Below are 7,918 nucleotides of genomic sequence, written 5' to 3'. Positions count from 1 at the left end.
GATCCGAGCCAGGCTCGACGAGATTGACGAGAAGCTGTCCGGTGTCACTGGCCTGCCCCCGATCGACCCTGTGTCGGGCATCGCTGGCCTGATTCAGGACTGGCCGAACACTCCACTCCCCGTCCGTCGAGCGTGGGTCAAGTTCGTCACCACGATCACGATGCACCCCAACGGCTTCAAGAAGGCGGCGAAGATGACCGTGGACGACTACATGACCGTGGAGTGGAACCACACCGCCGACGACGAACAAGACGCGTAGCCTGCCTCGCTCGACTGGCCCCGCTCTCACCAGAGGGCGGGGCTTCGTCATGCCGGATCAGAAGGGGGGCGGCTCTTGCCCTGCTTCTTGGAGCCGGTCGGTCAAGCCGTCGTAGTCGAAGTCCACCGGCAAGGGAGGCGCGTACGCGTCGCCGAACCAGCGTTGCCGCTGTTCCTCTCGCTTGACCTTGCCAAGGTCTACGAAGGACAAGGTGGGAGCCGAAGGCCCCCCAAGAGAGCCAGCCCCTTCGCCTTCCTTCTGGGGGCCGCTTACGCGGCCCACCTTCGCCGGCTGCTTGCGCTCTTCGTCTTCGCCCTGTCGGCCCCCTCCGAGGGGCCGCTCTTCGCTTACCGGCTTGCTCTTCGCCGTTGGCTCCTCACTCCTGCCGCCGTCGCTCTTGAAGGTATGTAGGTTGTATGGCTCCTCAGCCATACCCCCCTGCTTCGGCAAGGTGAGTCGGTAGATCACTGGACCATCCGGCACCTTGCCGGTCTTCATGAGCCAGCCAGCCTTACGCAGCCTGCCAACGATCTTGTTGACCGTCTGCTCCGGAGCCTTCCCGCCGTAGCCGAGTTCTCTGGCGATCGTCCCGTTGGACGGGCACACGTTCTCGCCGGTCTCGTAGTCCGCGTACAACGCCATGGCGACGCCGACCAACTTCTCTGCGTGCTTCATGTTCGAGCGCACCAGCGCACGACGCCATACGTGTTCCTGTATTTCGGGCTTCCCTTCCCTGTAGTCTCGCGGGACCCCGAAATCTACAGGTCTACACAGACAAAAGAGCAGGTCATCGTATGTGAGGAGCCTCTCAGACGGGCTCGAAACCGTGGCAGAATTTGAGCCGGTAAGACCCGGCGGTGCGCCACGACGGGCTCAGGGGGTCATACCCCACCCCTTCGCCGCCGACGATACGTCTCTCGGAGGAAAGGTGTGGCCCCTGTGGTTGCCGTCGGCAAGATGGTCCACGTGCCTGTAGCCATGCCACCTGCCCTTGGCCTCGTGCGTAGCGCCCTGTTCCTGCTGTGCTGCGCAGTCCTGCTCTTCGCCTTCTCCTACGTCCCCTTCCAGCGATGGCTGTTGCGCCGCGTGCGGATTCCGATACGGCGTTGGCTACGCCGCACAAGGAGTGCGATACGCGCCCGCTACGACGACCTCGTCAACACACTCATGGGCCGCATGATCAGCCAGGTCGCCCCCGTCATCGCCGAAACTCTCCCGGACGGCGGCCTGCGGGCACGCCCCCTCATCACAGAAGCCGCCTTGAAGTGGTGGCGAGCCGCCCTGTGGGCCATCCCGGCCCGGGCGCTCGGTCTCCTGATCCTCGTCTACTGCACGGCGAACCTCGAAGCGATCGTCGACTTCATCCGCAACCCGCCGAAGTACAACGATGACCTGCCACGCGATACCGCCAGCGGCTCCGGGCACAGCTACGCGCCAGACGCTCCGCCGCCAGACCCTCTGAGCGCACTCTTCAGGGGCATGAAGGACGCCGCCGCATGGATCATTCACAAAGTGGCGGACGGAGTGTCTGCAATCGAACGTCTCTGGTCCCTTGCTCCCTCCTGGGGGATCTTCACGCCGCTGACCTACCTCGTATTGATCCTCTCGATCCTCCTGGCACTCAAGGCGCTCTACCCGTTCGCAATCGCCCTGACGAACGGGGCACGACAGATCCCGCCGGAGAACTCAAATCGACAGCGCTCACCACGTCGCGCCCGGCATCCCGCCACCGTCGATGACGAGGCCCGCTACAGACCCGTTGTGGTGCTACTGCTCACCGCCGCCGACTGCGCTCGCACCTGGCGCGCATGGGGTCAAGGTTCCCCTCTGAACACGCCGCGAGTGTCTGTTCGCCGCGCCGAATACGTCATCCGAAATGCCTGGCGAACCGGATGCGGATACAACTCCTGGTCAGAACGCGCGCGACAGCGTCACGCCCTCAAGGCCCACGCCGCAAAGGTGATCGGGGCTCTTCGCACGGTCGAAGCTCGCCAGTACACAGATCCCGACATCGGCATGGCCCTCCAAGAACTGGCCGACATGTTGCTCACCATCGCCGAGCGGTACGCGGAAGGGCGCATCGGCCAGCTCCTGGATGATGTCGACACCGTGGAGGCCGCCACCGATTACGAGTGGCTGCGCCTCCTGGGCGTCGGTGCGTTCGGCGTCGGGGCCCTGGTTGCGGCGTCGATGGCCAACCTGCCGGAGGAAGCCAACGGTGTGCTGGTCGGCATGGCTTTGCTGCTGGCCGGCTCCTGGCTCTTCAGGCACAGGCTGACGCATCCAATGGACCTGATTGATGTGTTGCGAGGCGCCGACCGAAAGTGACGCAACCTCAAGGTATTGGCAGGCCCAAGTTGTAGCGAACAGCGATCACGGCGATGCGTCTCGAAAACCAAGGTTTGTGAGACGAGACGGCAGGCGCCTCACAAGGGGGCGCAGCACTGTTCAAAACCCGTCTCGAAACTTCCATCTCAACCTTGACGTATTGAGACGAGTTCTGAGACAGTCTTGGCCGTGACGACGAACACGATCACTGGCCAGCTCATCGGTTATGCCCGCGTCTCCACCGACGACCAGGAGGCGCAGCTTCAGCGCGACGCACTGACGACCGCAGGGTGCGCCCGCATCTTCGAGGACAAGGCCAGCGGGAAGAACACCAACCGGCCAGAGCTCACGGCCGCACTGGACTACGCCAGACCTGGCGACACCCTGTGCGTGTGGAAGCTCGACCGCTTCGCTCGGTCGCTCATCGACCTTGTGACCATGGTCGACACCCTTCGAGAGCAGGGCATCGGGTTCAAGGTGCTCACGGGTGCGCTGGCCAACATCGACCCCAGCACGGCCGACGGCCGTCTCATGCTTCAGGTGGTCGGGGCGATGGCGGAGTTCGAGCGCAGCCTCATCAAGGAGCGCACCCGCGCCGGACTGGACGCAGCCAAGGCGCAGGGGCGTACGGGCGGACGGCCGACTGTGGTGGATGAGGATGTGCTCACGGTGGCCCGTGCCAGGAAGGCGAAGGGTGAAAGCGTGAGCGCCATTGCCAAGGCTCTCGGGATCTCCCGTGCCACCCTCTACCGCCACCTTGACGAGAGCGCCTGAGACAGGCGCACAGCCACGCGGTCAGGCCCCCAGGGCCCGGACAAGCATCGTGCCCACAGCCCTACCCTTTGGCGGATCGATCAGCGACACGCGCACGTCAGAGAAGCCGCGCCCCGTCAGGATGCGCCCCCACTCATCCGGGGTGTGGTCGTGCCGCAGTCCGGCTTTGACAGGCTTGGGCCCCTGACTGCCTGGAGGCAAATGCGAGAAGGCCAGGATGCCGCCCGGCGTCATGCGCGAGCGGATCAGCGGGAGCAGGGTGCCCGGATCGACGAACCACACGGCACCAAAGATCGAGAGCACGACATCGAATGTCTCGTCCGTCTCGTTCAGGAACACAGTCGCCTCCGCCGTACAGAACTCAAGGCCCGGCAGATGGCCCCAGCGCTCCCGCGCGACCGTCTCGCGGGCGGGGGCGATGTCCACCCCTTGGCCTGTCGCACCAAGCGTCACGAGGTGCGCGAGGTTACTACCGCTCCCCGAGCCGAGTTCCAGCACTCGGCGTCCGGCCACGGGACCGAGAACGCTCTCGTCCGGCCCGTGATCGGGGTACTGGGTCCAGTTCAGCCAAGTCGCATCACCTCTGGCGTTCACGGTCCTGCGTGGCTTGCTCCCGACCGCGTACCTGTCCCAGGACTCAGCCAATGACATGCGGTGATCCTTTCCGGCAGAGGGGCCCACCCCCAACGTACGAAGGTAGGCCTCAACTCACCTGCCGCTCACTACTACTTGGGCGAGTCGTGGCACCCGGCGTGGCACTGGTTGCAGTCGGCCGCGTCCTCCATGCCCCACAGGTCGGGGTCGATCTCGAACCCGGCCGCCTTGATGGCCTTGATCGTCTGTTCCAGGACGAGCGGGCCGCCGGTCCTGATGTCGTGGCCGTCCAGCGTCGCCTTGTCGTCGCTGACGCACTGGACACCAGCCGCCGTCCCCGGAAGCTCCGGTACGTGGTGGATGTACCGGCCGAAGTGCCGGCTGGTGAAGTGGTGATACGGGATCGAGTCGAGCATGAACGAGTGCCATGCCTCGTCCACCTGCTTGGACGGGCCCATGAGAAGGTCCGGGTTCTCGCCGCACGTGACCAGGTAGGCGATGGCCTGTCCGAACTTGGCCTCGGCCAGTTCGCGCGTGTTCTCCGGGTTGCGGAGCAGGAGGGCCACCTCCCGCTCCCACACGTCCGGGGTGACGTACGCCTTCGGGTCGCGGATCACTACTGCCGTGCTCATGCTGGCTTGCCTCCACGCAATTGGGGGTCCGTGGTGCTCCGGTCATGTCGCCCACCCCTGCACCTGGGGCACAGGCACGGCGGCATCAGGCCGGTAGCGAGGGGTTCCCCGCCCTCACCCTCGTACAGGGTTCGCGGCTTGGTCTGAGTGCCGTCGGCTCTCACCGTGTAAGCGCTGATACGGATGGACATGACGTCCATGTTCCTGACAGGCCATGACCATTGCGGCGACGTTCAAGGCGTCCCTCGGGCGTCATGTCGACGTCACCCCGAAGGCGTCAAACCGGTGTCATTGAAGGCGTGGCGTGGCTACTCTCGGATCATGACGACTACGGCAGAGCGTGGGCGAATCCCCAACGACGTGCTGACCTCCGTACGCAAGTCGATGAACCTCAGCCAAGACGAGTTCGCCCGGGGATTACGTGACGCAGGCGAGGAGTTGGGGGAGCCGAACGACGCCTCCAAGCGACTCGTGCAACGCTGGGAGTCCGGGGAGACCAGGACATGCCGCCCGCTGTACGCGCGGGCACTGAAGCAGCTCACCGGCCGCACCCCCGAGTCACTGGGGTTCGCGATCCCGATGACACGCGTCCACTCGGACGGGGCAGGAGGCCACGACATGGAGGCTGGGGAAGTCGGCACGGCCGACGCTGTCACAAGCCCGGAGCCGGAGCCGCAGAGCGAGTACGCGGGCATTTGGCTGTCCCGGTACGAGTTCTACTCGTCCAGCCGTGACGAGACGTTCGACTGCAAGCACCACGTCGTGATCGTCCAGCACGGCAACCGGCTGACAGCCCAGAGCCTGCCCGGAGTGTCGACCAACCCGGACAGCCCTTTGTCCCTGGACCTCACCGTGGACCGGAACGTTGTCACCGGTACGTGGACCGAGCAGACGGCAGCCGACGGGTACTACCAGGGCGCCCGCTACCACGGTGCGATTCAGCTGCTCATCGAGCCGACAGGCCGACGCATGGCGGGCAAGTGGGTCGGGTTCGGCAAGGACTTCGACGTGAACACGGGCCCGTGGGAGCTGCGCCTACTCGACCGATCGACAGGCCGCGCGAGCATCGAGCGGTACTCGACCACACCGGAGTGAGGGATCGGGGCGCTCCCCTGTGGGACCGCCCCGTACGGGCGCGCTGCCTCTGAATCCGCCCCGACCGGTTGGGAACTGGCAGGGACACAAGACCCGCTTTCAGATTCCCCAAAGCATCACCAAGCGAACTCCTGGTGCAGCGGGTCGATGAGCAGGCCGGGTAGCGAGCGGAAGGCCGCCGCGCCGGTGATCGTGACGAAGGTGACGGCGGCGACGAACCAGGCGAGATGAACGCGGGAACGGAGACGGAAGCGGGAGCGGGTCCGGCGGCCGGGCGGCTCTTCCTCCACGGCGGCCGCGGGTTCTGCGGTCTGGGTCACGCCATGAGCTTCCGGTGCGGGGCCGCCGCGCTCCACTGGCCCAGAAGACAGTGTTCGCTAGGATCGGGCCATGAATACGGCCACGGGTACGGCCACGGCCTTCCGCGCGCACCGCGTCGCCGTCCTCGCCCTCGACGGGCTGCTCCCCTTCGAGCTGGGCATTCCGCACCGGATCTTCGGGCGGCCCAGGGACGCCGCCGGGCGGCATCTGTACGAGGTCGTCACCTGCTCGGTCCGCCCGCCGGGGCCGGTGCGGACGGACGCCGACTTCTCGATCGACGTGGCGCACGGGCCGGAGGCCCTGGCCACCGCCGACACGGTGATCGTCCCGGCGTCGTACGAGCTCGGCCCGGTCCACGAGGAGGGTGTGCTGACCGGGGAACTGGCCGCCGCGCTCGCGCTGATCCGGCCCGGCACGCGGCTCGCCTCGATCTGCACCGGCGTGTACGTGCTGGCCGCGGCCGGTCTCCTGGACGGGCGGCCGGCCACGACGCACTGGGCCGAGGCCGACCGCTTCCAGCGGCTCTTCCCGCGGATCAAGGTGGACGCGGACGTGCTGTTCATCGACGACGGCGACGTGCTGACCTCGGCGGGCGTCGCGGCCGGGATCGACCTGTGCCTGCACATGGTGCGCCGCGACCACGGCACCGCGATCGCCAACGAGGTGGCCCGGCGGACCGTCGTACCGCCGCACCGGGACGGCGGGCAGGCCCAGTACATCCACCGCCCGGTACCGGACCCGCAGCTGGCCACCACGACCACCGCGCGCGCGTGGGCGCTGAGCCGGCTGCACGAGCCGGTCCAGCTGCGGGACATGGCCGCGCGGGCGGCCATGTCCGTGCGGACCTTCACCCGGCGTTTCCGCGAGGAGGTCGGGGTCAGCCCGGGGCAGTGGCTCACGCAGCAGCGCGTCGAACGCGCCCGGCATCTGCTGGAGTCCACGGACCTGTCCGTGGACCGGGTGGCCCGCGACGCCGGCTTCGGTACGGCCCAGTCCATGCGGCAGCACCTGCAGGCGGCGCTCGGGGTGACGCCGACGGCCTACCGGCGCGCGTTCCGGACCGCTCCCGGAGCGGGGGCGGAGAGTTGTCCACAGCCTGTGGACAGGCCGGGGGCGGGAGGGTGAGTACGGCTGGCGGCGCGCTCCTGCCCGCCCCGAACGCGGCAGGGCGCGCCGCCCTCCGACCGCGGCGCACCGGCCCCACCCCCCTCGGACCCTGCGGGGACCGGCCGGCGCCGACATCACGACCCACACTCGCCGAGGACTTCCGGCGCCCGGGCCCTCGACGTCCCCTCGCGGCGAATCGCTGACCACAAGCGTGATCAAGCGGACAGGACACGTCAACACCGCCCAGGCGATTTACCCGTTATGCCCCCCTCGCAACGGGGCGCGCACAGAAGCATCTCCCGGCGCACGAGTTGACCGCCCGGAGGGGAAAGGACGGCGCGCCGGCCACCGCGCGAGGACGCCGTCCGCCCCGTGCGCCGGCTCGGGTTCCCTGCGGGGAAAGGAAGTTCTACACCGCCTCGTAGGCCGGCTTCTCGTAGGCCGGTTCCTCGTAAGCCGGTTCCTGGTGGGCCGGTCCCTCGTACGCCGCCGGCGTCGCGGTCTCCTCCGCGTCAACCGGTGGTGTGCGGCGGTCCAGTTCGCACCAGATGTGCTTGCCCGCACCCTCCGGGCTCCAGCCCCACCGGTCGGCGAGGCCGTCGACGAGGGCGAGGCCGCGACCGCTCGTGGCCTCGTCGCCCACGCAGCGCGGCACGGGGGCCCTGGTACTGGTGTCGGCCACCTCCAGGCGGACGGTGGTCACTTCGGCCGGCGCGCCGGGCAGGGACAGCCGCAGTACGGCGGGGCGGCCGGTGTGCACCACGGCGTTGGTGACCAGTTCGGAGACGAGCAGGACCAACGTCTCGGC

8 protein-coding genes and 2 pseudogenes are annotated in these 7,918 nt (G+C 67.6%); 5 read left to right on the top strand and 5 right to left on the bottom strand.

Annotated elements, in window-relative coordinates; translation table 11 throughout:
* Window positions 1–259, top strand: a pseudogene (locus RH94_RS42120) (recombinase family protein); the annotation flags it as partial.
* A 57-nt stretch (window positions 260–316) separates the two neighbouring features.
* Here the strand turns inward: RH94_RS42120 and RH94_RS03210 are convergent.
* Window positions 317–934 (bottom strand): helix-turn-helix domain-containing protein, encoded by a 618-nt coding sequence (locus RH94_RS03210; RefSeq protein WP_073946131.1) that lies wholly within the window; start codon window positions 932–934, stop codon window positions 317–319.
* 264 nt (window positions 935–1,198) lie between these two features.
* Between RH94_RS03210 and RH94_RS38535 the strand changes: the two genes are divergently transcribed.
* Together RH94_RS38535 and RH94_RS03200 are read left to right on the top strand one after the other, a co-directional pair.
* Window positions 1,199–2,587, top strand: a complete 1,389-nt coding sequence (locus RH94_RS38535; protein WP_079188873.1) for a hypothetical protein — start codon at window positions 1,199–1,201, stop codon at window positions 2,585–2,587.
* Between the two features lie 189 nt (window positions 2,588–2,776).
* Window positions 2,777–3,361, top strand: a complete 585-nt coding sequence (locus RH94_RS03200) for a recombinase family protein (RefSeq protein WP_073946130.1) — start codon at window positions 2,777–2,779, stop codon at window positions 3,359–3,361.
* A 21-nt stretch (window positions 3,362–3,382) separates the two neighbouring features.
* On the opposite strand, the gene RH94_RS03195 is transcribed toward RH94_RS03200, so the two are convergent.
* Window positions 3,383–4,012 (bottom strand): class I SAM-dependent methyltransferase, encoded by a 630-nt coding sequence (locus RH94_RS03195; protein WP_073946129.1) that lies wholly within the window; start codon window positions 4,010–4,012, stop codon window positions 3,383–3,385.
* A 74-nt stretch (window positions 4,013–4,086) separates the two neighbouring features.
* Window positions 4,087–4,587 (bottom strand): glycine-rich domain-containing protein, encoded by a 501-nt coding sequence (locus tag RH94_RS03190; RefSeq protein WP_234425500.1) that lies wholly within the window; start codon window positions 4,585–4,587, stop codon window positions 4,087–4,089.
* A gap of 321 nt (window positions 4,588–4,908) precedes the next feature.
* On the opposite strand from RH94_RS03190, the gene RH94_RS03185 reads away from it, so the two are divergent.
* Window positions 4,909–5,682, top strand: a complete 774-nt coding sequence (locus RH94_RS03185; RefSeq protein WP_073946127.1) for a helix-turn-helix domain-containing protein — start codon at window positions 4,909–4,911, stop codon at window positions 5,680–5,682.
* A 119-nt stretch (window positions 5,683–5,801) separates the two neighbouring features.
* On the opposite strand, the pseudogene RH94_RS03180 reads toward RH94_RS03185, so the two are convergent.
* Window positions 5,802–6,002 (bottom strand): annotated as a pseudogene (locus RH94_RS03180) (MFS transporter); the annotation flags it as partial.
* Between the two features lie 70 nt (window positions 6,003–6,072).
* Here RH94_RS03180 and RH94_RS03175 point away from each other — a divergent pair.
* Window positions 6,073–7,128 carry a GlxA family transcriptional regulator gene (locus RH94_RS03175; protein ID WP_073946125.1) on the top strand — a complete coding sequence of 352 codons (1,056 nt, stop codon included), beginning with the start codon at window positions 6,073–6,075 and terminating at the stop codon, window positions 7,126–7,128.
* A 391-nt stretch (window positions 7,129–7,519) separates the two neighbouring features.
* Here RH94_RS03175 and RH94_RS03170 read toward each other — a convergent pair.
* On the bottom strand, window positions 7,520–7,918 hold a 399-nt coding region (locus RH94_RS03170; RefSeq protein ID WP_234425499.1), incomplete at its 5' end, for an ATP-binding protein.

Source organism: Streptomyces kebangsaanensis (genome assembly GCF_001906585.1).
Lineage (GTDB): Bacteria > Actinomycetota > Actinomycetes > Streptomycetales > Streptomycetaceae > Streptomyces > Streptomyces kebangsaanensis.
This window is presented reverse-complemented; position numbering and strand designations above follow the sequence as displayed.